Origin of the sequence: Alistipes finegoldii DSM 17242, from assembly GCF_000265365.1 — a bacterium.
GTDB lineage: Bacteria > Bacteroidota > Bacteroidia > Bacteroidales > Rikenellaceae > Alistipes > Alistipes finegoldii.
In genome coordinates this window covers 936,687-962,711 of record NC_018011.1, presented here as the reverse complement: position 1 = coordinate 962,711, position 26,025 = coordinate 936,687, and the positions used below count along the sequence as shown (strand labels likewise).

Annotated in this window: 18 protein-coding genes; 16 read left to right on the top strand and 2 right to left on the bottom strand. The window is 57.9% G+C overall.

What is annotated here, in order from left to right:
* Positions 1 to 115 precede the first annotated feature (115 nt).
* The 7 genes from ALFI_RS04435 to ALFI_RS04405 all read left to right on the top strand — a co-directional run bounded on the left by ALFI_RS04435 (position 116) and on the right by ALFI_RS04405 (position 10,849).
* Positions 116 to 3,448 carry a TonB-dependent receptor gene (locus ALFI_RS04435; RefSeq protein WP_014774932.1) on the top strand — a complete coding sequence of 1,111 codons (3,333 nt, stop codon included), beginning with the start codon at positions 116 to 118 and terminating at the stop codon, positions 3,446 to 3,448.
* A gap of 12 nt (positions 3,449 to 3,460) precedes the next feature.
* The gene (locus ALFI_RS04430) at positions 3,461 to 5,050 is read left to right on the top strand and encodes a SusD/RagB family nutrient-binding outer membrane lipoprotein (protein WP_014774931.1); all 1,590 of its coding nucleotides are present in this window, start codon (positions 3,461 to 3,463) and stop codon (positions 5,048 to 5,050) included.
* A 5-nt stretch (positions 5,051 to 5,055) separates the two neighbouring features.
* Positions 5,056 to 5,985, top strand: coding sequence for a glycoside hydrolase family 18 (locus ALFI_RS04425; protein ID WP_042493291.1), 930 nt, complete (start codon positions 5,056 to 5,058; stop codon positions 5,983 to 5,985).
* An 8-nt stretch (positions 5,986 to 5,993) separates the two neighbouring features.
* A complete protein-coding gene (locus tag ALFI_RS04420) occupies positions 5,994 to 7,349 on the top strand; it encodes a BT_3987 domain-containing protein (protein WP_014774929.1) in 1,356 nt (451 codons plus the stop codon).
* Positions 7,350 to 7,352: 3 nt separating this feature from the next.
* On the top strand, positions 7,353 to 8,975 hold the full coding sequence (locus ALFI_RS04415; protein WP_014774928.1) for a glycoside hydrolase family 18 protein: 1,623 nt from the start codon (positions 7,353 to 7,355) through the stop codon (positions 8,973 to 8,975).
* 96 nt (positions 8,976 to 9,071) lie between these two features.
* Positions 9,072 to 10,055 carry a glycoside hydrolase family 18 protein gene (locus tag ALFI_RS04410; RefSeq protein WP_042493287.1) on the top strand — a complete coding sequence of 328 codons (984 nt, stop codon included), beginning with the start codon at positions 9,072 to 9,074 and terminating at the stop codon, positions 10,053 to 10,055.
* Between the two features lie 284 nt (positions 10,056 to 10,339).
* Positions 10,340 to 10,849, top strand: coding sequence for a hypothetical protein (locus ALFI_RS04405; RefSeq protein WP_014774926.1), 510 nt, complete (start codon positions 10,340 to 10,342; stop codon positions 10,847 to 10,849).
* A 537-nt stretch (positions 10,850 to 11,386) separates the two neighbouring features.
* Here ALFI_RS04405 and ALFI_RS04400 read toward each other — a convergent pair.
* Positions 11,387 to 12,286, bottom strand: coding sequence for a dihydrodipicolinate synthase family protein (locus ALFI_RS04400; RefSeq protein WP_014774925.1), 900 nt, complete (start codon positions 12,284 to 12,286; stop codon positions 11,387 to 11,389).
* Between the two features lie 550 nt (positions 12,287 to 12,836).
* Complete coding sequence (locus ALFI_RS04395) at positions 12,837 to 14,213, bottom strand: tryptophanase TnaA (RefSeq protein WP_009598671.1); 1,377 nt, start codon at positions 14,211 to 14,213, stop codon at positions 12,837 to 12,839.
* 124 nt (positions 14,214 to 14,337) lie between these two features.
* On the opposite strand from ALFI_RS04395, the gene rd reads away from it, so the two are divergent.
* The 9 genes from rd (at position 14,338) to ALFI_RS04350 (ending at position 25,990) form a co-directional block, all read left to right on the top strand.
* The gene (gene rd, locus ALFI_RS04390; protein ID WP_009598686.1) at positions 14,338 to 14,505 is read left to right on the top strand and encodes a rubredoxin; all 168 of its coding nucleotides are present in this window, start codon (positions 14,338 to 14,340) and stop codon (positions 14,503 to 14,505) included.
* Between the two features lie 15 nt (positions 14,506 to 14,520).
* Complete coding sequence (locus tag ALFI_RS04385; protein WP_014774924.1) at positions 14,521 to 15,168, top strand: superoxide dismutase; 648 nt, start codon at positions 14,521 to 14,523, stop codon at positions 15,166 to 15,168.
* A gap of 270 nt (positions 15,169 to 15,438) precedes the next feature.
* Complete coding sequence (locus tag ALFI_RS04380) at positions 15,439 to 15,975, top strand: RNA polymerase sigma-70 factor (RefSeq protein WP_155835633.1); 537 nt, start codon at positions 15,439 to 15,441, stop codon at positions 15,973 to 15,975.
* 102 nt (positions 15,976 to 16,077) lie between these two features.
* On the top strand, positions 16,078 to 17,019 hold the full coding sequence (locus ALFI_RS04375) for a FecR family protein (RefSeq protein ID WP_014774922.1): 942 nt from the start codon (positions 16,078 to 16,080) through the stop codon (positions 17,017 to 17,019).
* A 164-nt stretch (positions 17,020 to 17,183) separates the two neighbouring features.
* Positions 17,184 to 20,591, top strand: coding sequence for a SusC/RagA family TonB-linked outer membrane protein (locus ALFI_RS04370; RefSeq protein WP_009599043.1), 3,408 nt, complete (start codon positions 17,184 to 17,186; stop codon positions 20,589 to 20,591).
* Positions 20,592 to 20,606: 15 nt separating this feature from the next.
* Positions 20,607 to 22,196 (top strand): SusD/RagB family nutrient-binding outer membrane lipoprotein, encoded by a 1,590-nt coding sequence (locus tag ALFI_RS04365; RefSeq protein ID WP_009599076.1) that lies wholly within the window; start codon positions 20,607 to 20,609, stop codon positions 22,194 to 22,196.
* Positions 22,197 to 22,215: 19 nt separating this feature from the next.
* Positions 22,216 to 23,265 (top strand): glycoside hydrolase family 18, encoded by a 1,050-nt coding sequence (locus tag ALFI_RS04360; RefSeq protein WP_014774921.1) that lies wholly within the window; start codon positions 22,216 to 22,218, stop codon positions 23,263 to 23,265.
* Positions 23,266 to 23,277: 12 nt separating this feature from the next.
* A complete protein-coding gene (locus ALFI_RS04355) occupies positions 23,278 to 24,453 on the top strand; it encodes a DUF1735 and LamG domain-containing protein (RefSeq protein ID WP_014774920.1) in 1,176 nt (391 codons plus the stop codon).
* A 19-nt stretch (positions 24,454 to 24,472) separates the two neighbouring features.
* Complete coding sequence (locus ALFI_RS04350; RefSeq protein WP_014774919.1) at positions 24,473 to 25,990, top strand: BT_3987 domain-containing protein; 1,518 nt, start codon at positions 24,473 to 24,475, stop codon at positions 25,988 to 25,990.
* Positions 25,991 to 26,025: the final 35 nt, after the last annotated feature.

The following is a 26,025-nucleotide window of genomic DNA, read 5'->3' as shown; positions in this document are numbered from 1 at the left end:
GATCCGAATCATTTGACCGATAAAAAAAGCCTGCGGACTGGACCTCCGCAGGCGAAGATAACAGATTAAATGATTCTTGCACCCATTAACCTATTATCTTAAACTTTACAAAAGTATGAATAAAACAGTATTCTTCAAAACCTTTCGAAGACTGTTTGGGTTCGTATTGGCAATCTCTCTGAGCGCGAGTGTCTTAACCGCTCAGGCACAGAATGCGCGCATAACCCTGAATCTGTCCGACGTGCCCATGTCGCAGGTTATGAAAGAGATTGAAAAACAAACTCGCTATCTTTTTATCAACAAAGGTGTCGACACCGGTAAAAAGCTCTCAGTCAATCTGACGCAGAAAACGATTCAGGAAGTATTGGACTACGTGCTCAAAAATACGGATATTACGTATAAGATCGACGGCACGTACATCATTCTTGCCGAGAAAGCCGCGGAAAAACCCGTCGCCGTGACGGGAAAGGTCAGCGACGTCAACGGCGTTCCCGTCATCGGGGCGTCCGTCGTGGTCAAAGGCACGACCGTCGGCACGAGTACGGACATGGACGGAACTTTCTCGCTTCAGGTACCCCCCCCCGCGGCTACGGCCCAGCTGGAGGTTAATTTTCTGGGGTACGAACCCGTCATGGTTTCCGTCGGCAACCGGACTTCCTTCGACGTCACGCTTCACGAAGCGGCTTCCGAAATCGAGGGCGTCGTTGTCACCGCCCTCGGCATCAAGCGTCAGGAGAAGGCCCTGAGTTATAACGTCCAGCAGGTCAAGGCCGAGGACATCACCACGGTCAAGGACGCCAACTTCATCAATTCGCTGACGGGCAAGGTCGCGGGCGTTACGATCAACGCCTCCTCTTCGGGCGTCGGCGGCGCGTCGAAGGTGATTCTCCGCGGCAACAAGTCCATCAGCCAGTCGTCCAATGCGCTCTATGTCATCGACGGAATCCCGATGTATAACTTCGGCGGAGGCGGAGGTACGGAGTTCGATTCGCGCGGCGCCTCGGAATCCATCGCGGACATCAACCCGGAGGATATCGAGTCGATGTCGGTGCTCACGGGTGCCGCCGCTGCGGCCCTTTACGGTTCGAACGCCGCCAACGGCGCCATCATGATCACGACGAAAAAGGGCAAGGCCGGCGCGCTCAAAGTGACGCTTTCGAGCAATACCGAATTCCTCGATCCTTTCGTGCAGCCGGAGTTTCAGAACCGTTACGGCACGGGTTCGAACGGCGTGAGGAGCGGTTCGGGCATTTACAGCTGGGGCCAGAAGCTCCTGCCCGCGGCCCGCTACGGCTATACGCCCGCCGACTTCTTCGAAACGGGACACGTGTACACCAACGCCGTGACCGTTTCCGGCGGTACGGACAAGAACCAGACCTATTTTTCCGCCGCATCGGTCAATTCCGACGGCATCATTCCCAACAACGAATACGATCGCTACAACTTTACTTTCCGCAACACCTCTTACTTCCTGAAAGATAAACTGCGGCTCGACGCCAGCGCCAGCTATATCTATCAGAAAGACCAGAACATGACCAATCAGGGCGTATATTCGAACCCGCTGGTCCCGGCCTATCTCTTCCCGCGCGGCGAGAATTTCGCGATTTACAAGAAATTCGAACGCTATAATCCCGGCACCAAACTCATGGAGCAGTTCTGGTCGGCGGACATGGAGGGCGGCGACCTGCGCATGCAGAATCCCTACTGGATCGCCTACCGCAACCTGCGCAATACCGACAAGAAGCGCTACATGCTGTCGTTCTCGGCCAGCTACGACATCCTGCCGTGGCTGAGCGTTTCGGGACGCGTGCGTCTCGACAACTCCAATTCGCTCTATACGCAGAAACTTTACGCCTCGTCCAACACGACCATCACCGACGGCGGCAAGAACGGCCACTATACCGAAGCCCGTGCCTACGATACGCAGACCTATGCCGACGTGATGCTGAACATCAACAAGACTTTCGGCGACGATTGGTCGCTCACGGCCAACGTCGGCGCTTCGCTCAACAACATCAAGACCGACGAACTTTCGTACCGCGGTCCGATTCAGGAGAACGGCCTTCCCAATATCTTCAACGTATTCGACCTCGACGACACGAAGAAGCGCGCCGAGAAGGTCGGCTGGCACGACCAGACGCAGTCGGTCTTCGCATCGGTCGAAGTGGGGTGGAAACAGATGCTCTACCTGACCGCGACGGGCCGCAACGACTGGGCTTCGCAGATCGCCGGGTCGCCCTCCAAGTCGTTTTTCTACCCTTCGGTCGGCCTTTCGTGGGTTCCCTCCTCGACATGGGATTTGGGCAACGCCTTCTCCTACCTCAAGCTCCGCGGTTCGATCGCCTCGGTCGGCCTGCCGTTCCCGCGTTTCCTGACCACGCCGACCTACGAGTACGATGCTACCGGCAAGATATGGAAGGATAAGACGCACTATCCGATCGGCGACCTGAAACCCGAACGGACCATCACCTATGAGGTGGGTATCGACGCCCGTCTGTGGAAGAACATCAGCCTTTCGGCGTCGTGGTATTCCGCCGATACGAAGAACCAGACGTTCGACCCGGCGCTTCCGCCGTCGTCGTCCTATACGACCATCTACCTCCAGACGGGGCATGTCCGCAATACCGGCGTCGAGCTGTCGCTCGGCTATTCGAACCAGTGGCGCGATTTCGGCTGGTCGTCGAACTTTACCTTCTCGTGGAACAAGAACGAGATCATCGACTTGGCTTCCGGTGCGTTGAATCCCGTTACGGGCCAGCCGCTGAATCTTTCGGAACTCGACATCAAGGGGCTGGGCAAGGCCAAATACATCCTCAAGCAGGGCGGCACGCTGGGCGACCTCTATACCACTTCGGACCTGAAATTCAACGACAACGGTTATGTCGAGGTCGATAAGGCGGGCAACCTGCTTCTCACCGACGAGGGCGAGCAAATCTATCTCGGCTCCGTTTTTCCGAGCGAGAACCTCGCATGGCGCAACGACTTCCGCTACAAGGGGATCAACCTCGGCCTGCTGTTCACGGGACGCATCGGCGGCATCTGCTACTCGGCTACGCAGGCCAACATGGACCTGTACGGCGTCTCGGAAGTTTCGGCAGCCGCGCGCGATGCGGGCGGCGTGCTGATCAACGGCCGTGAGATGGTCGATGCCCAGAAATGGTATCAGGCTATCGGTTCGCAGTCGGGACTTCCGCAGTACTACACCTATTCGGCCACGAACTTCCGCCTGCAGGAGCTGTCGCTGGGCTACACGCTGCCGCGCAAATGGTTCCGCAACAAGATGGTACTCACCGTCTCGTTCGTGGGCCGCAACCTGTGGATGATCTACTGCAAGGCTCCTTTCGACCCCGAAGCCGTGGCTTCGACGGGGCTGAGCTATCAGGGCATCGACTACTTCATGATGCCGTCGCTGCGCAGTCTGGGTTTCAACGTGAAATTTGAATTCTAAACCATGAACAGCATGAAAAAGATAAATGCATACATGCAGCTACTGCTGCTTTCGGTAGTGCTGCTCAGCATTTCGTGTACGGGCGATTTCGAGAACATGAATCGCAATCCGAACGAGGTGACCGACGGGCAGATGGATGCCCTGAACTACAAGATCGGCACGAAATTCCAGTCGCTGCAGGGACTCGTGGTTCCCGTGCAGGAGCATATGTACCAGTTCAACGAAAGCCTGTCGGGCGGTCCGTTCGGCGGCTATATCGGAGCGACGGTAGACAGCTGGCTCACGAAGTTCGAGACCTTCAATCCTTCGGCCGACTGGCGCAAATGGCCGTTCGCCAACGTGATTACCGAGACTTACACGCCGTGGCGCGGCATCGTCACCGGTACGGACGATGAGGTGGCCGTCGCTTTCGCCAAACTGTTGCGCGTGGCGATCATGCACCGCGTCACCGACTCCTACGGGCCTATTCCCTATTCGAACCTCGAAACCAACGAGTCGATTACGGTGAAGTACGACAAGCAGGAGGAGGTCTATATGAAGATGTTCGGGGAGCTGGACGAGGCGATCGCCGCCTTCGCCGCCAATACGACGCTTCCGGCCGAGGCTTTCAGCCGCTACGACCGGGTCTACGGCGGCAATATCGCCCAGTGGCTCAAATATGCCAATTCGCTCAAGCTGCGCATGGCGATGCGCCTTAGCGAAGTGAAGCCCGACGTCGCCCGGACGAAGGCTGCCGAAGCCATCGCCGCAGGCGTCATCACGGCCAATGCCGACAACGCGGCCATGCACGCCGCCGAGAACCGCACGACGCTGATCTACAACGACTGGGGCGACCACCGCGTCGGCGCCGACATTCTCTGCTACATGACCGGTTACGAAGACCCGCGTCTCGAAAAGATGTTCCTGCCCAACGACAAGGGCGATTACGTGGGCATCCGCATCGGCATCGACGTCACGAGCAAATCGCAGGCGCAGGCCAAGTATTCGAACATGATCGTTACCAGTTCGACGCCTTACCTGTGGATCAACGCGGCGGAGGTGGCTTTCCTCAAGGCCGAATACGAGCTGCGCTGGGGAACGAAGGATGCCGCCAAGGCGCTCTACGAGCAGGCGATCCGCCTCTCGTTCGAGGACAAGGGCGCCAAGGATGCCGATGCCTATATCGCCGACAAGACCAGAAAACCTGCGGCCTATAACGATCCGCTGGGCAATTACAGCGCGACCGCCCTGAGTTCGATCACCATCGCATGGGAGGACGATTCCGCCGAAGGCGCCGACAAGGCGGCCATCAAAGAGCGCAATCTGGAGCGTATCATCACCCAGAAATGGATCGCCATCTTCCCGCTGGGCGTCGAGGCGTGGTCCGAGCACCGTCGCACGGGGTATCCGCGCCTGCTGCCCGCCGTCGAGGACAAGTCGGGCGGTACGGTGGATCTGGCTCAGGGCGCCCGCCGTCTGCCTTATCCCGTCGAGGAATACGACAAGAACAACGCCAATCTTCAGGAAGCCGTACAGATGCTTAACAGCGAGTCGCAGGGCAGCCGCAAGGGCGACGGCATGGGAACCCGCGTATGGTGGGACGTGAAACCTTATAACAACTAAACGCTATGAAACAGCACAGAATAATACGTTTCTCCGGTTTGTTCCTGCTCCTCGGCGTACTCTTCGGCCTTGCCGCCTGCAATGACTGGACCGAGATGGAGGCCGTGGACAACAACGTGAAGAAACCGTGGGAGCAGGACCCGGCCTTGTGGGCGGAATATACGGCCGCTCTGCGGGACTATAAAAAGAGCGAGCATTTCATCGTCTACGCCCGCCTGCACAACTCGCCCGAACCGGCGGCCAGCGAGAAGGACTTCATGCGCTGCCTGCCCGATTCGCTCGATATCGTGGCGCTGACCAATGCCGACAATTTCTCGCGTTACGATGCCGAGGATATGGCCGTCATGCGCGAGAAAGGCACGAAAGTGCTCTGGCAGGTGGACTATGCCGGACGTGCCGCCGAATTCGCCGACGCCGCGAAACTGGGCGCATGGCTCGACCGGATCGTGTCGTCCGTCGCCGCCAACGGCATGGACGGCTATTCGTTCACTGGGATTCCCAACGCCGGCGATCCGGCAGCGGTGCAGGCCGCAGCGCTGATCGTCTCGAAACTCTCGGCCGACGAGAGCAAGCTGCTCGTCTTCGAGGGCAATCCGCTCTTCGTCGCCGAAGCGGACCGTGCGAAGGTGGATTATTTCATCCTCGACACCGAGAAAACCGAAGATGTCGGCGACGTGAAGCTGCAGATACTCAACGCCACGGGTTACGCGGCCGTTCCGGCTTCGAAACTCCTGCTGGCGGCCGAGGCCGGAGCGCCCCTCAAGGACGAAGACCGCGTGGAGTATGCCGCTGTCGAGGAGATGTCGCGCCGCGTGATAGCCTACGGTCCGTTGCGCGGACTGGGGGCCTACAACATCGGCAACGACTACTACAATGCGGACATGAACTACAAAATGATCCGTCAGGCCATCCAGACGCTTAATCCTTCTAAATAACCGACGCTATGAAATTAATACATAAATATCTCATACTGGGCGTTGCGGCAGCGGGGGCCTTTACGGCCTGCGATAACTATGATGCCGATGACCACAAGTTCGACAATGTCGTGTACCTCGACGTGTCGAAGACCGACGAGGTGCAGCCGGCCACCTTCAGCAACAATACGCCCACGGTCGAAAAGCCGATTCAGGCGACGCTGGCCTATCCCGAAGGGCAGGACGTCGCGGTGTCGCTCACGGTGGACCCGTCGCTCGTGGCGACCTACAACGCCCGCTACGGTTCGGACTGGAAAATGCTCGACGCGAAGTATTACGAGCTGTCGTCCGACAACGTGACCATCCATGCCGGCAAGACCGCGTCGGAGGTGGTGACGCTCCGCCTGAAAGGGCTGATGGGCGAAGGCGAACAGCAGACCGGCGCGCTGCCCATCGACGAGACCTACCTGCTGCCGGTGCGCATCTCCCATTCGTCGATGTCGGTGCTGAAAGGCTCCGAGGCCGCCTATTATGTCGTCAAACGCTCTTCGGCCATCACCGTCGCGGCGCAGCTTACGGACAACTGGATCGAATTCCCGTCGCTCGACAAGTACGGCGACAACAGCATGCCGTGGAATAAACTCCGGGCCATGACCTACGAAGCGCTGATCTACATCGACGATTTCGCGCTGACCGACATTCAGGGCAATCCGGTGAGCATTTCGACCGTGATGGGCGAGGAGGACTATGCGCTGCTGCGTATCGGCGACACGAATTTCGAACGCGAACAGCTGCAGTTCGACGGTTCGGGCGTCGGATTCGGCAAATTCCCCGGACGCGACAACACGAAGGTCCTCCAGAAGGGTTACTGGTATCATGTCGCCTGCACTTACGACCAGAACACCCGCGTCGTGCGTGTCTATGTCAACGGCAGGATACAGAGCGAGGCGACCGAGATGGGGCCGGCCGCACTGGACGACAAGAACTTCATCCATCTGGCCCGCCGTGCGCTGTACGACCTGTGGGACAACGAGACCGATCCGGGCAAGAAGGATCAGTACAAGACGCTCGGCTACGATACGTATAGCGAAGCCCGCCAGTTCTTTATCAGTTATTCGTACAACGACTACCGTCCGCTGAACGGCAAGATCGCCGAGGCGCGCGTCTGGTCCGTCGCCCGCACTCCCGAACAGATCTGGGAGAACATGTACAACGTCGAGAACCCGAAGGACGACCCGACGCTGCTCGGTTACTGGAAATTCAACGACGGCAAGGGCAATACGGTGAAGGATTACTCGCGCTACGGCAACGACGGTCAGGCGAAATACGACCTGAAGTGGCCCGACGGCATCGAGATTCCGAAAATTAATGAAGTGGAGGAATAAATTATGAAGACGCAAAAGATACAGAATTTATTAGTAGTGACGCTTTTCTGCGCGGCGGCGCTCGCGGGCCTTACGGCCTGCGACGCCGACCCCGTGGAACGCGAAGGAGGCAAACTGCCCGACAAGGACGGGCTTGAGAATACCTACGGCATGCTGCGCAGTACCCGGAGCGTCCGGGACGAGGTGCGCGTATTTCTGACCGAAGGCAACGGATTCGTGACCGATAACTTCTATTATCAACTCACCAAGCCGCTCGGATCGGCGCTGTCCCTCGAAGCGGCCGTGAAAGCCGGGGAGGGCGAGACGGAACGCACTCTGCTGCCCGAAGCCAATTACGACTTTCCCGACGGCAAGAAGCTGGACATTGCAGGCGATGCCCAGCATTCGGCGCTCAAACGTATCCGTTTTTTTGCCGAGAATCTTGCTCCGGGCGAGTATTACCTGCCCCTGACGGTCGCTGCGGACGCTGCGGACGCTGCGGATGCCGAACGGCAGACTGTCAATTACCTGCTTACGGTCCGCGGTCTCCAGATGGGTGAGTACAAACTCAATCAGGAACAGGTGTTCACGGTATTTTACCTCAATACCGCTCTGTATCAACCCTTGCTCGTAGATGAATACCTGATGTCCAAACTGGACGAAAATTGGGAAAATGCATGGCCGGAACGACCCGACGGTACGAGAACCATCGGCGATATTGTAAATCTGCGTACGGTCGTACTCGATTACGACGCTGCAACGTCGCGGGCTTTACTGAATCTGGGTGCCGACATGCGCTATGTCCTCGGCCATGCGACCAAGTATATCCGTCCGTTGCAGGATAAGGGCCGCAAGGTCTGCATCAGCATCGAAGGCGGCGGCAAGGGATTGGGATTCTGCAACCTCACCGATGCGCAGATCGCCGATTTCACGGCGCAGGTGAAGGCGGTCGTTACCGAATACGGACTTGATGGCGTGAATTTCTGGGACCGGAATTCCGGTTACGGCAAAGAGGGCATGCCGGCGATGAATACGACGTCGTACCCCAAACTGATCAAAGCCGTGCGCGAAGCGCTGGGCGACGGACTGCTCGTAACGCTTACCGACCATATGGAGCCTACCGAATATTTCTGGGATACTGCGGCTATGGGCGGCATCGAGGTCGGCAAATACCTCGACTATGCGTGGTCCGGCTATCTGGATAACTCCAAAGACATGCAGATCGTCGATCCGTGGCATCAGGGCGCCGCGTTTGTTTCGGCGGAATGGCCCCGCAAGCCGATCGCAGGACTCGCTCCCGCCAAATACGGATGCGTCAATATTCCGTGGTATACGGGAGAGGCGGAAACAACCCCGACTGAGCGAATCGCACCTGTCTTTCTCTGGCGCGATGCCGGCTATAAACAGAGCAATATTCTGGTTTTCGAAGAGATGCGCACGGTTCTTCAGGACAAATACGAAAGTACATGGACCAGCAGTATCACGGATGGATATAAATTCTTTGCTGACGACGGAGTCTACCTTATCGACGAAAGCCCTTGGGGTAAGAATTACTTCTCGGAAAATGAGTATATGTTCGATGCTATTAAGCTGGGAGAGTTAGCGGATGGTAGGCGCGGATATAATAAATGGACAAAAGATTGGTAATGAATGAAGTCAGAAAAATGCCGGAAAAGTTCCGGCAGAATTATCAACGCTCCCGCCAAAGGGGGAAAATCAATTACTAACTTAAATTTTTGCGTCATGAAAAACTTATTTAAATTATCGATGGCTCTCTTTATCGGAGCCGCAATGTTCTCCTGCCAGCAGGCCGAAGAACCGACTATGGATCAGGGACAGGCTCCCGAAACCCGCGCATTCGGCGATACGCCGGTCGTGGCGATCTATGTCGAAACCAATGACACCAACCCGCTTAACGCGGGTGACTACACGATGTCGAACGGCAAGCCGTTTGCCGGTATCGTGGAACTCTTCGCATCGAACGTCCGTAAACGTACGGTCAACGGTGTGGTCGAGCCGACCCTCTACCTCAATGACAAGATGACCAATCTGTTGGAAAACAACGGTTATCTGACTTATGTGAAACCGCTGCAGGACAAGGGCATCAAAGTCCTGCTTACCGTACTCGGTGACCATCAGGGCATCGGCGTCGCCAGCATGAACAGCACGCAGACCACGCAGTTCGCCCAGATTCTGGCCCATGCCGTGGCAAAATACGGACTCGACGGCATCGGATTCGATGATGAGTACGCCGATGATGGAGGCTCCACCAATTCCACGTCGTATAGCGAGATCATCCTCAAACTGCATGCGCTGATGCCCGCCGATAAGCTTATCACGGTATTCGATTGGGGCTATACCAGCTCTATCAGTACTGAAGCAAGAGCTTGCATCGACTACGCTTATCACGGTTATTTCGGCACCTCTTTCGTCGGTGCCAGTCTCGTAGACAAAACACGTTGGTCGCCTGTATCGACCAATCTCGGTGGAGCTACCAATCCTTCTACCCTCAATTCACTTGCAACACGTACAAGAAGCCAGGGCTACGGTGCGTTCATGTTCTTCAATCTGCGCCGCAGTTCTCAGGTCAATCCGCTGAATATGTTCAGCGCTACGGCCAGCGGCCTGTACAACGGTCTGACTGTCACCAACGCCAACGGCAACCGTGCGCAGGACTGGACCTTCGTTCCGGCCGGTTATGAAATCAATATGGATGAAGTGCAGTAGATTGACTGAGGGCGATTGCGCCCGGCAGTTTGATCTTGTCTGATCTGTTGTTCCGCGCATCCTCTTTCGGGAGGGTGCGCGGTCTTTTTCCGGGGATGCGAAATGCACTTTTCCGGCTGTCGGACGAAATGACCGGTCCGAAACGCTGAGTCTGATATGCCATGTCCGAAAATTACCGAATCCGCAAAATTCACGGCCGGTTGCAACGGGCCGGCGGAAGCGGCGTAAAGGACAATCCGCGAAAATTATTACCTTTGTCGCTGAACATTTATCGTTTCCGTCTTATGAAATCCCCTTTCCTGCAAAATCTCGATGAACTGCCGGGGCCGGTGTGGCTGTTCGGCGCTTACGGCATGACCCGGCTGGGCGAATGGTCTTTCGCGCTGCTGATGCAGTGCGTGAACGGGAACCTGCGGCTCGACGGCTTGACCGCCGGAATGCAGCTGCTGGGACTTGCCGGGGCATTGCTGCCGGTTGCGCTCCTCTGCTCGCTGGCGCTGCGCAAATCCTATGGGCTGCCTCTGGTCCGCTGGTATGCCGGTTTGCGGGTGCTGGTGCACGGTGTGGCCGTGATCGCCCCGTTGGTTGCAGGTTATGATCCGGAGGTGTCGGGCGGTTATGCCGGGCTGGTGCGTACCGAGGTGCTGAATCTGGTCCGGGGCGGCCTGTGGTTCGGATTTCTTTGCTGGCTGGAACGCTCGCAGACCCTTGCACGGCTGATGCCTGCGGCAAAACGGCGCGCGCTTTGGTGGGCCGTCGTGCCGATGGCCGCACTGGCGCTCTTCGGAATGTAAAAACCGTTGTCGGATATGCGTGCCGGGCCGGATTTGCGGTCCGGTTTTTTGCGTCCCGCGCCGGCGGTTCCGGCGGCTGTGAAGTTCGGCCGTGAAGTCCGGGGGCGTATGCCGCCGTCTGCGTGCCGTTGCAAATCGGACGGCTGTGCGCACCCTTTCCCGGAAGACGCTGTTCCCGCAATATGAAATAAGATATTTTAGAATCAATATTGCCGTTTTGAATGTTTTGTCGTAAATTGTACTCACAACAGTCCCAAAAAAGAAGTGTCGGTGTTGTATTTTCCGAATATGTTTCCTCCATTTGTAGTAACATATTGACTAACACGGAAAGTGTAAGTTTATTCTCGAGTGGTAAATCTTGCAAATTATTACGAAGGAGAGAATAGGCCGGCATTTCTTCACGTTCTGTCCGTTTTCGGATATAGAGCGTGGGACTGTTGCTTATTTTATTCCGTTCCGGACCGGCCGGAAGGACCGACCGCCGGAACGGAATCTGCCAGAGAGCCGTGCGTGTTGATTGTCAGCTTTGTATGCGGGCTACTTTTTGAAACCGATCGCCCGGAGTTCTTCGTCCAGCCGGGCTATTTCGGCCTCGGTGTAGGGGGCGAGGGGCAGACGGCAGTCGCCGCAGTCGATGCCGACGAGTTTCATGCTGGCTTTGCCGCCGCGGATGCCGCCGCCGTGGTTGATGATCACGTGCACGATGTCCACCGACTCCTGCTGCGCCGCGCGGGCCTGTTCGAGGTCGCCGGCCATGAAGGCGTCGTAGATGTTTTGGTAGGTGCGGAGCGAGTAGTTGTAGGTGCTGCCCACGCCGCCGCGCGCGCCGACGGCCATGCCGCAGAGCAGCATTTCGTCGAACCCGTTGAGGATGTCGAAGCGGCCGCCGTCGAAACGGATGCATTCGATCATCTCCATGAAGTTGTTCGACGTGAACTTGATGCCGTTCAGGTTGGGAATCTCTTTCGAGCCATTCTTCAGGAAGTCGATCATCGGCAGGTTGATGCCCGTCATCGAGGGAATGTGGTAGGCGTAGAAGGGCAGCGGTGCGCATGCAGCGGCGATGGGTTTGTAGAAGGCCACCAGTTCTTCGACCGAGCCGGGTTTGAGGTAGAACGGGGCGACGGTGCCTACGGCATCTACCCCCAGTCCGGCGGCATGGCGGGCCAGTTCGATGCAGTCGGCCTGACAGGTGCCGCCCACGTGGGCGATGATGAGGATGCGGCCTGCTACGGCTTTGGTCCACGCTTCGAGCACGCTCTTGCGCTCGGCGACGGTCATCGAGGTGCATTCGCCCGTCGAGCCGCAGACGAAGACGCCGTAGGCCCCTTCGGCGATGAGTTTGTCGGCGTAGGGCTGGATTTGCGAAAAATTGATTGCGCCCGTTTTGTCGAACGGCGTGAAGACGGCGGGAATGAGTCCGGATAGTTTGAACATAATTATTGGGTATTAGTTAGTCCTGTCGGTAATGAATGGGTAGGTATTGAATGGAATAATCTTATTTGTAGGACAAATACGGGGCAAGGAAATGAAAAAACAAAAAAAACGGCGCATTTTTCTGCTTTTTCGATGAATAATTTCGGTGGGCGGAGCCGGGTGAATGACGGAACGGAGGGGAATGGGGAGGGACGGGACGAAATAGGGGGATGCGGGAAGGAACAGGGAGAGGGGGCGGAAAGGTGCGCAGGAGGGAATGGACCGGAGGTGCAGGATGAGGCGGGAAGGGATAGGGTGGAGCGGAATGGAATGCAGAGTGGCATGGAGCGAGGACGAGTGAGACGGAGCCGGACAGCCGGAACGGAGACGGTGCGGGGCTTGGCTGGCGGAAGCCTGCTCGGAGGTGGAAGCCATATGGTTTTTACGGCAGAAACGACGCTGCAACCGGAGTGTTGCAGCGTCGTTTGCGGTGTAAGGCGTGTTTTGCGCCGGGGCTTCTTTACGGAAGAGCCGGCGATTCGGCGGCCGTCTGACCGCCGGATTCCGGGCGTCAGATTTTGTCCAGCTCCACGGTGAAGTGCCGCAGGATCGGCGCCTCGAACGTGATGCGGTAGCCGGTGGTGATTTCGGCGCGGCGTTCGTAGATGTTGCGGCAGGCGGCGGCGATCACGCGGATGTGGTTGTCCGAATAGACCCGGCGCGGGATGGCCAGACGCAGCAGTTCGAGCCGCGGATAGCGGTTCTCGTGCGTGTCGGGGTCGCGGTCGGCGAGGATCGAGCCGATCTCCACGCCGCGGATGCCCGCTTCGAGGTAAAGCTCCACGGCGAGCGTCTGGGCGATGAACTGCTCCTTCGGGAGGTTGGGCAGCACCTTTTTCGCATCGACGAAGATGGCGTGTCCGCCTGCCGGACGCTGGTAGGGGACGCCGTATTCGTCGAGCAGGTCGCCCAGCAGTTTCACCTGACGGATGCGGGCGTCGAGCTGCTCGAATTCGGTGTTCTCGTCCAGTCCCACGGCCAGCGCGTCCATGTCGCGGCCCGACATGCCGCCGTAAGTCACGTAGCCCTCGAACATGATGCTGAAGGTCATGGCCCGTTTGTAAAGCTCCTCGGAGCGCATGGCCACGAAGCCGCCCATGTTCACCACGCCGTCCTTCTTGGCCGAGATGGTCATGATGTCGGCATAGGTGTAGATTTCTCGGACGATCTCCTTGATCGTCTTGTCCGCGTAACCGGCTTCGCGGGTCTTGATGAAGTAGGCGTTTTCGGCGAAACGGGCCGAGTCGAGCAGCAGGGGCACTCCGTAACGGCGGCATACTTCGGCCGTCTCGCGGATGTTGCGCATCGACACGGGCTGTCCGCCCGCCGTGTTGTTGGTGATGGTCAGCACCACGCACGGAACTTTCTCGCGCGGGTTCTCGCGCAGGAGCTTTTCGAGCTTGGCGATGTCCATTTCGCCTTTGAACGGCAGCTCCTTCTGGGTGTCGGCCGCGTCGTCGATGGTGCAGTCCACGGCGTGGCAGCGGCGGAACTCGATGTGTCCCTTCGTGGTGTCGAAATGGGAGTTGCCCGGCACGATGTCGCCCTCTTTGAGCAGAGCCGAAAAGATGACGTTCTCAGCGGCGCGCCCCTGATGCGTGGGCAGGAAGAAAGGCATGCCGAAGAGCCGGGAAATGGTCTCCCTGAGCCGGAAATAGGACGATGCGCCGGCGTAGCTTTCGTCGCCGGTCATCATGGCCGCCCACTGGCGGTCGCTCATCGAACCCGTTCCCGAATCGGTCAGCAGGTCGATCGTGACCTGATCGCTGCGCAGTTTGAAGAGGTTGTAGCTGGCTTCGCGGATCCATGTCTCGCGTTCGGCGCGCGTGGAGGTGCGGATGGCCTCGGTCATTTTGATCTTGTAGGGTTCTGCATACGGAAGTGTCATACAAAAGAGCGTTTTAGGTTGTAATTTGTTGTTCGTATACTCAAAATTACGAAAATATTTTGAGATCTTTGATATCGGTATTATATTTGTGAAAGCCGGTGTGAATTTTTAATTCTTTCGCGCTATGAAAAAGTATCGTTGCACCGTCTGCGAGTATATTTACGACCCGGCGCTGGGTGATCCCGAAAACGGCATCGCTCCCGGCACGGCATTCGACGATCTGCCCGACGGTTGGATATGCCCGGTCTGCGGCGAAGGCAAATGGGCCTTCGAACCTCTCGAAGAACAATAAAAAACGACGAAGACTATGTTAAACCTCATTGTTTCACTATTAATTTTACCGCTTATGGCAACAGACACAGCAAAACAGGTGCGCTTCACTCCGAAGGACCTGCCTTACGCTTATGACGCGCTCGCACCGCAGGTCTCCGAAGAGACGCTGCGCTTCCACCACGACAAGCATTACGTGGGATACGTGAATAAACTCAACGAACTGATTGTCGATACCCCCTATGCCGAGCAGCCGCTGGAGGATATCGTCGTTTCGGCCGACGGCGCGATCTTCAACAACGCCGCGCAGATGTGGAACCACGAATTCTTCTTCGACGAACTTTCGCCCAAGGCGCAGACCCGTCCCACGGGCGCGCTGCTGAAGGCCATCGACGATAATTTCGGATCGTTCGACCAGCTGAAGGTCCAGATGGAGAAAGCCGCCGCAGGGTTGTTCGGTTCGGGCTGGGTATGGCTCGCGGAGGACAAGTCGGGCAAGCTGGCGATCGTCAGCGAGCAGAACGCCGGCAATCCGCTGCGCTACGGCATGAAGCCCCTGATGTGCTTCGACGTTTGGGAGCATGCTTACTATATCGACTACCGCAACCGCCGCGCCGATGCTGTCGCAGCCCTCTGGGACCGCATCGACTGGAAGGTCGTCGAAGAGCGCTACGCCAAGAAATAGCGGGTTCCGCTTAGGAAAGGACGCCGTTTCCCGGTTTCGGGAACGGCGTTTTTTCGTGCCCGGATTTCATGCGGCGGAGGGTTTCCGGGGGCGGCGGACTATATTCCGCCGGATATACAGGATCGGAAATATTATATATTTCCGTCGTTCGCCGCAGAAAATTCTGGCGGGAAAAAATTGGTGGAAATGGCAAAAAGTATTACCTTTATTCTTTTACCGGACGTTTATTCTGCCATGAATCGCTCTATCGAAATTTCCCCCCCCCATGGTTTGGAGGAGGTCTATGCGGAGTACAGGACGTATTTCGTCCGGATCGCCGTGTCGTATGTCCGTGACAGGATGGTGGCCGAGGATTTGGTGTCCGATACCTTTTTGAAAATCTGGGAGAGCCGTACGGAGACGACGCCCCGGAACCTGCCCGCCTATCTGCTTACCGCGCTCAAGCGCAAGTGTCTGGACTATCTGCGCGACCAAGCCATTCATCTCAGAATCCAACAGAACATGCACCAGACCAGTGCGCGCGTGGTCGGAGAGCGTATCGCGCGGCTCGAAGCCAACGATCCCCAGAATCTGATGATGTCCGAGGCGCTTGCCATCATCGAACGCGAACTGCGGCGGATGCCTGAACAGCGGCGGCGGATTTTCATCGCCCACCGTTACGAAGAGATGTCCTACCGGGAAATAGCCGCCGTTTACGAATTGTCCGAAGGGCAGGTGACCTACGAACTGCGGGCGGCGAAGGAGGCGCTCAAAGCGGCGCTCAAAGATTATCTCCCGCTGATAGGACTCTTGCTGAACGGCCTCTGACGGCCGGATAGCCCCCCCCCGGAATTATTAAAAATATTTATTTGCGGGATTTTGCGATTTTTTTCGCAAATCCCGCATTGTCGTGCGTCAATATAGCAACTTATGGAAAAGGAAACATTATATCGCTATGTGGCGTGCCAAGCATCGCCTGAGGAGGAAACGGCCGTGCTGACGTGGCTGGAGGCCGATCCTGCACATGAATCGGAACTCGCAAAGGTGCAGCGGCAGCACGATCTGGTGGCTTTGAGCGCCCCGGTCATCAACGAACTTTACGCCAAGGACCGCAGGCGCCGTTTCGGCTCCGTCCTGCGCCGGTGGAGCGCGGCAGCAGCGGCAGTCGTACTGCTCGCCTTCGGCGGTTATTATTTTCACGCCGCACGCGATTTCTCACGGCAGGGCGAGCGGCTGCTGTCGGTCTCCGTGCCGCACGGACAGCGCGTCAGCCTGACGTTGCAGGACGGTACCTCGGTATGGCTCAACGCTGGAACGACGCTTCGCTATCCGGCGCTCTTTACGGGGCGTGAGCGCCGCGTGGAGATCGAAGGCGAAGCCCGGTTCGAAGTGGTGCACGATGCGAAACATCCCTTCATCGTCCGGACATACGCCTGCGACGTCGAGGTGCTGGGCACGAAATTCAATGTCGTGGCCGAGGAGGAGAACGGGCTCTTCTCGACGGCTCTGTTCGAAGGCCGCGTCGCCGTTTCCAGCCGGCTCGTCCCCGGCGAACGACTGGTGCTGGAACCCGACGAGATGGTGACGCTCGAAGGGAAGCATCTCTGTCTCGCGCAGATCGACAACGATGAGGAATATTTGTGGACGAACGGAATCATCAGCCTGACCGATCAGTCGTTCTCCGAGCTGATGCACCGCTTCGAAAAGACCTTCGGCGTCACAATCCGTATCGAGCGCGAACCGTCGATCCGTATCGGACAGGGTAAGATACGGCAGTCGGTAGGTATCGACAATGCGCTTCAGGTGCTGCAGCGGTTTGCCGATTTCGAGTACGAGAAAGACGAACAGAACAATACGATAACCATTCGATAAACTCAGTCCAACCTTAAAACGACCGGCCTATGAAGTAACCCAAGTTTATGAGAAATCAGATATTATGATTGTCGGACCCTCAAAAAATGGCCCGTGCGGATGGTAGCACATCGCACAGGCCGGAGGTCAAGCAAACTTCCTACTCAAACCTAAAGTACAAATTTATGAATAAAACATTTATCAGACAAGCGAAAAGGTCATTTACTTTTTTATTCATGCTTGGTCTTTGCGCTATCTGGTCTCCGCGGGCGGCGGCCCAGAACCGCAGCCTGCCCCAAGTTACGATCCGGATGGACCGTGTCCCGATGTCACAGATCATGTCCGAGATCGAACGGCAGACCAAATATCTGTTCGTTACGGGTTCGGATGTCAAGACCGACCGTATCACAAGCCTCGATGTTACGGCGGTGCCGCTTACGGAAGCCCTGAACCGGATGGTGGCGGGTGCGGACCTGACCTACGACATCCGTTCGCTGAGCATCATCCTCTCCGTAAAGAAAGCCGAGCAGCCTGCGGCCGTCGCAGGTTATGTCCGCGACGGGAGCGGCCAGCCGGTCATCGGCGCCACGATCATCGTCCGCGACACCTCGACCGGTACGACGACCGACGCCGACGGCCGTTTCACCCTTTCGGTGCCCGCACCTTCGACGGCATGGCTCGAAGTGAGCTATCTGGGCTATGAGCCGCAGGCGGTTGCCGTCGGCAACCGCACTTCGTTCGACATTACGCTGCGCGAGGCCGCATCGGAGATCGAATCGGTCGTCGTGACGGCCCTCGGCATCAAGCGCTCGGAGAAGGCGCTCTCGTATAATGCCCAGCAGATCAACGCCGAGGACATCGTGGCCGTGAAAGACGTCAATTTCGTCAATTCGCTCAACGGCAAGGTGGCCGGTCTGAATATCAACGCCTCGTCGTCGGGTGTCGGCGGTTCGTCGAAGGTCGTGATGCGCGGTTCGAAATCCATCGAGCAGTCGTCGAACGCCCTCTATGTGATCGACGGCATTCCGATGTGCAACTTCCGCAGCGACGGCAGCGAGGAGTTCGATTCGCAGGGCTCTTCGGAGGCCATCGCCGACCTCAACCCTGAGGATATCGAGTCGATGACCGTCCTGTCGGGCGCAGCCGCCGCGGCACTCTATGGTTCGGATGCCGCCAACGGCGCCATTCTGATCACGACCAAGCGCGGCAAGGCCGGTCAGACGACCGTGACGGTGACGAGCAACACCGAAGTGCTCGCGCCTTTCGTGATGCCGATGTTCCAGACCCGTTACGGCACGGGCGACAAGCTGGCGGGAGCCGCCAACGGCATCTACTCGTGGGGCGAACGTCTGAATGCGTTCAATTACAGGGGCTACGACCCTGCCGACGACTATTTCCAGACGGGCGTCGTGGGCACCGAGACGGTTTCGTTCTCGACGGGCAACGAGCGCAGCCAGACCTATGCTTCGGCCGGCGCCGTCAATTCGCGCGGTATTATTCCCAACAACGGTTACGACCGTTACAACTTCACTTTCCGCAATACCTCGTCGTTCCTCAAGGACAAGATGCACCTCGATCTGGGTGCCAGCTACATTATCCAGAAAGACCGCAACATGGTCAATCAGGGCGTCTACTCCAACCCGCTGGTGTCGGCTTACCTCTTCCCGCGCGGCGACGACTGGGCGGATGTGGAGATGTACGAACGCTACAACCCCTCGCGCGGCATCTACGAGCAGTACTGGCCGACGATGGGAGCCGATACCTATCAGATGCAGAACCCCTACTGGATCAGCTACCGCAACCTGCGCGAGAACCGCAAGGACCGCTACATGATCAACGCCTCGCTGACCTACGACATCCTCGACTGGCTCTCGGTTTCGGGCCGCATCCGGGTGGACAACTCGAACAGCGACTATACCGAGAAGCTCTACGCATCGACCAACAACCTGCGCACCGAGGGATCGCCCAACGGTCTCTACGGCATCACCAAGACCAACGACCGTCAGACCTACGGCGACGTGATGGTCAATATCAACAAGACCTTCGGCGAGAACTGGAGTCTGCAGGCCAACGTCGGCGCTTCGATCTCGGACATGCGTTCCGACGCCTCGAAAGTCCGCGGCCCGATCGCCTACGGAGAGCAGACCGGTTACGACAAGGACGGCAACGCCATCTACGAGCCGAATAACATCCCCAACGTGTTCAACGTCTACAACCTCTCCAATTCGAAGACCGTCCGCGAGCAGATCGGCTGGCGCGAGCAGTCGCAGTCGGTCTTCTTCTCGGCCGAGGTGGGCTTCAAGGGGGCGTATTACCTGACCGTGACGGGCCGCAACGACTGGCCTTCGCAGCTGGCGGGTCCCAACTCGGTGAACTCCTCGTTCTTCTATCCGTCGGTCGGCGCTTCGGTCGTGCTCTCGGAGATCATCCCGAACATGCCCAAGAACCTCTCCTACGTCAAGCTGCGTGCGTCGTACGCATCGGTGGGTCTGGCTTTCTCGCGTTTCTACGCCAATCCGACCCGCTCGTGGAACTCTTCGACCAACAGCTGGAACCTCTCGTCCCAAAGTCCGCTCTACGACCTGAAGCCCGAACGCACCAAATCGTTCGAAGTCGGTCTTACGATGCGCTTCCTCAGACATTTCAATTTCGACATTTCGTACTATAACACCCGTACGATCAACCAGACGTTCAACACGGGCATCCCCGCAAGTTCGATGTACAGCAAGGTCTACAAGCAGGACGGCGACGTGCGCAACCGCGGTTTCGAAATGTCGCTGGGCTACAAGAATACGTGGAACCGCTTCTCATGGGACAGCAACTTCACGGCCAGCGTCAACCGCAACAAGATCATGAAGCTGGGCAAAGAGGTGATCGACCCCAACACGGGCAAGGTCACTCCGATCGGCGACCTGAACGTGGGAGGCATGGGTAACGTCCGCTTCATTCTGCGCGAGGGCGGCTCGCTGGGCGACATCTATTCGCGCGCCGACCTGCGCCGCGACTCGAACGGCGATATCTATCAGGATATGGACGGCAACATCTTCGTGGACAACAAGACGCAGACCAAGGATTTCATCAAGCTGGGTTCCGTATTCCCCGACGCCAATCTGGCATGGCGCAACGACTTCCGCTGGCGCAACTTCAATTTCGGGTTCCTGCTCACGGCCCGTCTGGGCGGCGTAGTCTACTCGCGCACGCAGGCCGTAATGGATTACTACGGCGTATCGGCCTCGTCGGCCGATGCGCGCGATGCGGGCGGCATCGTCATCAACGGCAACGACCTGATCGATGCGCAGAAATGGTACCAGACCGTCGCCAACGGCGATACGACTCCGCAGTACTACACCTATTCGGCTACGAATGTGCGGTTGCAGGAGGCTTCGATCGGCTACACGATTCCGCGCAAGAAGCTGGGAGACGTTTGCGACATCACCCTCTCGATCGTAGGCCGCAACTTGTGGATGCTCTACAACAAGGCGCCCTTTGATCCAGAGGCGGTCGCTACCACCAGCAACTACTATCAGGGCATCGACTATTTCATGATGCCTTCGTTGCGCAGCATCGGCTTCAACGTGCGTGTCAAATTCTAATCAAGCTAAAACGCCATGAAATTCAATATATCGAATATGACGGTGGCCCTTGCGGCGGCAGCGCTCGGCGCGGCATCCTGCACGGCCAACTACGAAGATATCAACCGGAATCCCTATGAGGTTACCGCAGAGGATATGGAGCGGGACGGTTACGCCATGCGGTCGTTCATGACCACCATGCAGAGCTGGGTCATTCCGGCCGACGTCAATCAGTGCCAGTTCACCGATCTGCTGCTGGGCGGGCCTTACGGCGGTTATATCGCCGATGCGAACAGCGGATTCAACACCGGAAAATTCTCGACCTACGACCCGCAGTCGAACTGGTCGCCGGTATTTTACCGGGTTATCTACACCAATGAAATGTCGAACTTCACGGAGTTGTGCAAGGTGACCGAAGACGAGAATGCCATCGCCGTGGCGAAGGTGGTGAAGGTCGCCGGCGTACACCGCGTCGCCGACACCTACGGACCGATTCCCTATACGCAGGTGGGTACGGGCGCCGATCCGGTGCCGCTGGACTCGGAGAAAGAGGTCTTCAAGGCCATGTTCGCTGATCTGGATGCTGCCGTCGAGGTGCTTACGCGCAACCGTGCAGGCATGATCACCACCGATGCCGACCGGCTTTACGGCGGCAGTCTGGAGCGCTGGGGCCGTCTGGCCAACTCGCTCAAGTTGCGTCTTGCGATGCGTATCGTCTATACGGATTTCACCACCGATGACGGTCGTACTCCGCAGCAGCTGGCCGAGGAGGCCGTCAGCTCGGAGCTGGGCGTGATCGAGGACAACTCCGGCAATGCCATGTATACGGGCTTCGGCAAGGACGGCAATCCTTTCTACGTCTGCTTCTTCAGCTATAAGTCGGGTGCGGGCGACCACCGCGTCGCCGCCGATATCGCGTCGTTCATGAACGGTTACGACGATCCCCGTCGTGCGAGCTATTTCAACGAGTCGGCTTTCAGCGGAGGCGGCTATGACGGTCTTCGCAACGGCATCCAGATTCCCGACGATGATCGTATCAACAACTTCTCGCGGTATAACGTGACGGCATCGACGTCGCTGATGTGGATGAACGCTTCGGAGGTGGCCTTCCTGCGCGCCGAGGGCGCTTTGCGCGGCTGGGCGATGGGCGGCAACGCCCGGACCTTCTACGAGGAGGGTATCCGGCTCTCGTTCGAGCGTTGTGGCGTCGCGGATCAGTTGACTGCCTATATGGCTTCGACGGCGCTTCCCGGCGGCTATGACGACCCGGCATTCGGTTACAGCTGTTCGAACCAGTCGACGGTCACGATCCCTTGGAACGACGGGGCGGCTTTCGAAGAGAACCTCGAACGCATCATCACCCAGAAGTGGATCGCCAATTTCCCGCTGGGTACCGAAGCGTGGGCCGATTACCGCCGTACAGGCTATCCGCGTCTGTTCCCGGTGGTGGTCAATAACAATCCCGACATCACGAATCTGCAGCTGGGCGCCCGCCGTATGACCTATCCGCTGGAGGAGTACGAGGCGAACGGCGAAACGATCCGGGCCGCCGTGGATCAGTGGCTGGGCGGTCAGGACAAAATGTCCACCCGTCTGTGGTGGGATTGCAATCCCCGGATTCGCTAACCTATAAAACCGTCAAACTATGAAAATCAACATCAAAAGATATTTTCTGCCTCTTGCAGCCGTGCTTTTCATGGTCGGCTGCCACGAGGCCGTCGAGCCTGAGGCGATCGACGTGAACTATTCGTCATTCGAGGAGACGAATCCCGAATTGTATGCCCGGTACATGCAGGCGCTCCGGGAGTACAAGGCCGGTTCGCACAAGGCGGTGTTCGTTACGATGACCGTTCCCGAAAACGGCGCCGCGACGACCCATCGTACGCAGCACTTCACGGCAATGCCCGACAGCGTCGATTTCATCGTCGTGAATCCGGTTCCGTCCGTCCTTTGCCAGACGCTTGTCGATGAAATCCGGAAAGTGCATGAGAAGGGAACCCGCATCCTCTTCAATATCGACCTGCAGACATTCGAAAACGACTGGACGCAGGTGCTGAAGGAGGACCCCACGCTCAGCGAGGACGATGCGCTGGCTTATCTCGGCGGCCGTGTCGGCGAGCAGATCGCACTGGTCGACCGCTGGGGCTACGACGGCTTCATCTTCACCTATACGGGCAAGGCCGTAGGCAGCATGCAGGACGAGGCGCTGGCTGTCTATACGGCCCGTCAGGAAGCGCTCTTCGCGCCGATCCGCGCTTGGCACGAGGCTCATCCCTCGCATGCGCTCGTCTTCCGCGGCTTCACCGGAGCCGTTACGGAGGCGAATATGCCGTTGCTGGACGAGTGCGCCTACATCATCCTGCCGACCAATGACGTGAAGACGCTCGACGAAATGTCGTTCTCGGCTCTTACCGCAGTCAGCGTTGCCGGCGTGCCGGCCGACCGTCTGATCGTGACGGCCCAGACCACCCGTCCCGGCGACGACAAGAAGGAGTTCGGTTATACCGGCATGGTCGATGCCTTCGGCGATACGGTCGAGGCGATCGAGGCTTGGGCCGGATGGGTGACGCTCCCCTCGCCGGGCCATACCCGTGCGGGGCTGCTGATCGAGGATGTCCAGTACGACTATTACAACCCCGCCAAGGTGTGGGCCAAGACCCGCGAGGCGATCGGCATTATGAACCCCTCCATCTAAAAACTGACAGCCATGAAATACAATAAATGCTTATTGGTTCTCTCGGCACTCGCCGCAGTCGTTTTCACCGGCTGTAAGAACGAGGATGTCGAGAAGCATCGTTTCGACAACAAGTTCTATATCACTTCGGCCATCCTCTCCGACGATCTGCTGATCAAGAGCGATACGCCGGGTTATACCAAGACGATCGAATCGCGTCTGGCCAAGCCTGCCGGACAGCAGGTCGCCGTGACGATCGAGGCCGATCCGTCGCAGGTCGCCGCCTACAACATGATCTACGGCGACAATGCCGTGGCGCTTCCCGCCGAATGCTACGAACTCTCTTCCAACCGGATCGACATTGCGGCCGGTCAGGTGAGCGGCGACGCGATAGAGATCGTGTTCAAGGATATCAACACCCTCGACGGCAGCCGTCGTTACGTGCTGCCCGTGACGGTAACTTCGTGCAATGGCGTGGATCTGCTCGACAGTCGCAGTACGGTCTACTTCGTGGCCCGTCAGGGTGCGATGATCAACGTGGTGGCCAACATCGCGTGGATGAACTTCCCGGTCAGCTGGTCGGCCGACGCCAAACCGCTCGTCAGCGGCATGAAGCAGGTCACTATCGAGGCCCTGCTGCGCAGCGCCGACTGGACCGACGGCCGCGGTGACGCCCTCAGCTCGGTATTCGGTATCGAAGGCAACTTCCTCGTGCGTATCGGCGATGCCGACCGTCCGCGCGACCAGCTCCAGCTGGCCACGGGATCGGCCAACGGCGGCAACTGGCCCGCAGCCAATGCCGCTCCGGGGCTTCCGGTCAACGAGTGGGTGCATATCGCCGTGGTTTGGGACGCCGTAAACGGCGAGCGCATCTACTACCAGAACGGCAAACAGGTGGCCTACTCCAATCAGAAGATGAGCGGATCGGTTACGCTGACCGGCAACTGTTATGTCGGCAAGTCGTACAACGAGGAGCGTTACATCCCCGGAGAGATTTCCGAGCTGCGCGTTTGGAGCGTTGCCCGCACGCCGGAGCAGATCGCCGGCAACATGTACGGTGTCAGCCCCGAAAGCGAAGGGCTGGTAGCCTACTGGAAATTCAACGAGGGTTCCGGTTCGACGATCATCGACCATGCGAACGGCACGAATCTCTCTGCCGTGGGCGGCACGCCGACTTGGATTCCCGTAACTCTTCCTGAAATAAAATAACCAATAACAGCTATTACGCATGAAAACGAGATATTTCAAATCCGGTATTCTTGCCGCAGCCGCGGCCCTGCTGTGTTCCGCTGCGCTCGTATCCTGCACGGACGACGTCACGGTCGGCGAATGGGATGGCGCCGGCTCGATCGAAACGGGCCTCAATGAAACGGGCGCCATGCTGCAGGACCTCAATTCCGGGAAGTCGAACACCACCGTCGAATTGTGGAAGGAGACCTACACTGCCGACCTGCGTCTGGTGCTGACCAAAACCCCTTCCGAGGGATTTACGGCCCGCGCCAAGGTCGATGACTCCTATGACGTCGGACAGTACAACAAGGCCAACGGCACGAACTATACGCTTTATCCGGCCGACAAGGTGACTTTTGCCAACGACGGCCTCTTTGCCGCCGCAGGCCGCAATGTCGAACTTACGGTCGGGATGACCGTCCATGCTGCCGAAGGACTCGTAGCAGGCCGGGGATATCTGATCCCCGTAGCCCTCGAAGCCGATGGCGTGATCCTCAAGGAGAGCCATTGTTTCTACGTGGTGAAGGATATGACCTCGATGCCTACCTGCTATAAGGGCGACGACCTGCCGAAGGGCTTCCTGTTCTTCGAGGTCAACGACGTCAATCCGCTCAACGCCCTGACGTTCGAACTCGAAGACGGACGCCTGCTGTGGGATGTGGTCTGTCTCTTTTCGGGCAACATCAACCACCATGCGGACCGCAACGCTCCGTTCCTGAGCCTCAATCCGCAGACCCAGTACTGGATGGATAACAACGAGGTCTTCATTCAGCCGCTGCGCAAACGCGGCATCAAGGTCATCATGTGCGTACTGGGCAACCACGACCAGTCGGGTGTAGCCCAGCTTTCCGACTACGGATGCCAGATGTTCGCCAAGGAACTCGCCACGTTCTGCGAAGCATACAATATCGACGGCGTATGCTTCGACGACGAGTATTCGAACAGTCCCGATCTTTCGAATCCCTACTATGCTTCGCGCAGTTCGGCGCGTGCGGCCCGTCTTGCCTACGAATCGAAGAAGGCGATGCCCGACAAACTGGTCGTAGCCTACTGCTACTCTTCGTTCCATATCAGCAGTTGGCCGACCGAGATCGAAGGGCAGGACATTGCGGAGTGGGTCGACATCGCCGTGGGCGATTACGGTCAGTCCACCTCGCCCAAGGGCAACATGACCCAGAAGCAGTGCTCGGCCATCTCGATGGAGTTCAACCGCGGTACGGGCGGCAACTTCACCAGCGGCGTTGCCGAGGGTATGCTCAACCCGACCACCGGCAAGGGCTGGTTCATGGGCTTCGCACCCGATCCGCTGAAGAATACCAACGGCAGGGTGGACAAGAATGCTTGGCGCAATATTTTCGTCAACCGGCTGAACAAGGGTCCCGAAACTCTCTACGGTTCGCCGCTCAAGGAGCCGGAGCACTTCTACAAGTTCGCCGACACCACGCGCTATAATTATCCTGAGGACCTGCCGGATACCTATTCGCGTCCGGCACAGCCTGAGTGGCCAAACTATTGATTCGATTCCGCCTTGCAGGCGGGGCGACCCCGCCT

Excerpts from the sequence above, each read along its gene's own strand:
- ALFI_RS04375 (WP_014774922.1), top strand. The coding sequence starts at position 16,078 with ATGGAAAAGGAAACATTATATCGCTATGTGGCGTGCCAAGCATCGCCT.
- ALFI_RS04365 (WP_009599076.1), top strand. The coding sequence starts at position 20,607 with ATGAAATTCAATATATCGAATATGACGGTGGCCCTTGCGGCGGCAGCG.
- ALFI_RS04395 (WP_009598671.1), bottom strand. The coding sequence starts at position 14,213 with ATGACACTTCCGTATGCAGAACCCTACAAGATCAAAATGACCGAGGCC.
- ALFI_RS04385 (WP_014774924.1), top strand. The coding sequence starts at position 14,521 with ATGTTAAACCTCATTGTTTCACTATTAATTTTACCGCTTATGGCAACA.
- ALFI_RS04405 (WP_014774926.1), top strand. The coding sequence starts at position 10,340 with ATGAAATCCCCTTTCCTGCAAAATCTCGATGAACTGCCGGGGCCGGTG.
- ALFI_RS04420 (WP_014774929.1), top strand. The coding sequence starts at position 5,994 with ATGAAATTAATACATAAATATCTCATACTGGGCGTTGCGGCAGCGGGG.
- ALFI_RS04370 (WP_009599043.1), top strand. The coding sequence starts at position 17,184 with ATGAATAAAACATTTATCAGACAAGCGAAAAGGTCATTTACTTTTTTA.
- ALFI_RS04400 (WP_014774925.1), bottom strand. The coding sequence starts at position 12,286 with ATGTTCAAACTATCCGGACTCATTCCCGCCGTCTTCACGCCGTTCGAC.
- ALFI_RS04350 (WP_014774919.1), top strand. The coding sequence starts at position 24,473 with ATGAAAACGAGATATTTCAAATCCGGTATTCTTGCCGCAGCCGCGGCC.
- ALFI_RS04355 (WP_014774920.1), top strand. The coding sequence starts at position 23,278 with ATGAAATACAATAAATGCTTATTGGTTCTCTCGGCACTCGCCGCAGTC.
- ALFI_RS04415 (WP_014774928.1), top strand. The coding sequence starts at position 7,353 with ATGAAGACGCAAAAGATACAGAATTTATTAGTAGTGACGCTTTTCTGC.
- rd (WP_009598686.1), top strand. The coding sequence starts at position 14,338 with ATGAAAAAGTATCGTTGCACCGTCTGCGAGTATATTTACGACCCGGCG.
- ALFI_RS04430 (WP_014774931.1), top strand. The coding sequence starts at position 3,461 with ATGAAAAAGATAAATGCATACATGCAGCTACTGCTGCTTTCGGTAGTG.
- ALFI_RS04435 (WP_014774932.1), top strand. The coding sequence starts at position 116 with ATGAATAAAACAGTATTCTTCAAAACCTTTCGAAGACTGTTTGGGTTC.
- ALFI_RS04425 (WP_042493291.1), top strand. The coding sequence starts at position 5,056 with ATGAAACAGCACAGAATAATACGTTTCTCCGGTTTGTTCCTGCTCCTC.
- ALFI_RS04360 (WP_014774921.1), top strand. The coding sequence starts at position 22,216 with ATGAAAATCAACATCAAAAGATATTTTCTGCCTCTTGCAGCCGTGCTT.
- ALFI_RS04410 (WP_042493287.1), top strand. The coding sequence starts at position 9,072 with ATGAAAAACTTATTTAAATTATCGATGGCTCTCTTTATCGGAGCCGCA.